This window comes from Streptomyces niveus (assembly GCF_001723055.1).
GTDB lineage: Bacteria > Actinomycetota > Actinomycetes > Streptomycetales > Streptomycetaceae > Streptomyces > Streptomyces niveus.
Window position 1 is genome coordinate 1 of record NZ_MDCR01000252.1, and the last position, 1,008, is coordinate 1,008.

At 66.7% G+C, this 1,008-nt stretch carries 1 protein-coding gene; it reads left to right on the top strand.

The window, feature by feature from the left end:
• Positions 1 to 928: 4-hydroxy-3-methylbut-2-enyl diphosphate reductase (locus BHU15_RS26230; protein ID WP_368483219.1), on the top strand; the 928-nt coding region annotated here is incomplete at its 5' end.
• Between the last annotated feature and the right edge of the window lie 80 nt (positions 929 to 1,008).

Here is a 1,008-nt window from a genome sequence, read left to right on the forward strand (position 1 = left end):
CGCGGGTGTGGACCGTGCCGTGATCGCCGTGGAGAAGGCCCTGGAGCAGTACGGGGCGCCGATCTACGTCCGCCACGAGATCGTGCACAACAAGTACGTCGTACAGACCCTTGAGAAGAAGGGCGCCATCTTCGTCGAGGAGACGGCGGAGGTCCCCGAGGGATCGATCGTCATGTTCTCCGCGCACGGCGTGGCCCCCGTCGTCCACGACGAGGCCGCCGAACGCAAGCTCGCGACCATCGACGCGACCTGCCCCCTGGTCACCAAGGTCCACAAGGAAGCCGTCCGCTTCGCCAACGAGGACTACGACATCCTGCTCATCGGCCACGACGGCCACGAAGAGGTCATCGGCACCTCCGGCGAGGCCCCCGACCACATCACGCTGGTCGACGGACCCGACGACGTCGCCAACGTCGAGGTGCGCGACGAGTCCAAGGTCGTCTGGCTCTCCCAGACCACCCTCTCCGTGGACGAGACGATGGAGACGGTCGACAAGCTCAAGGAGAAGTTCCCGCTGCTCATCGCCCCGCCGAGCGACGACATCTGCTACGCCACGCAGAACCGGCAGATCGCCGTCAAGCAGATGGGCGCCGACGCGGACCTGGTCATCGTCGTCGGGTCGAAGAACTCGTCCAACTCCGTACGGCTGGTCGAGGTCGCCCTCGGCGCCGGCTCCCGCGACGCCCACCTCGTGGACTCCGCGGACGAGATCGACGAGGCCTGGCTCACGGGCGTCAGCACGGTCGGTGTCACCTCCGGCGCCTCCGTTCCCGAGATCCTGGTCGAGGGCGTCCTGGAATGGCTGTCGGGGCACGGCTTCGAGGACGTCGAGATCGTGAAGTCCGCCGAGGAGTCGATCGTCTTCTCGCTGCCCAAGGAACTCCGCCGCGACCTGCGCGCCGAGGCCGCGAGCCTGTCCGAGAAGTAGTTCAGCACGGTCATCTCCCCGTAACGTTGCGTCCATGAACGTCTTCGGAGTGGACATCGGCGGCTCTGGCATCAAGGGCG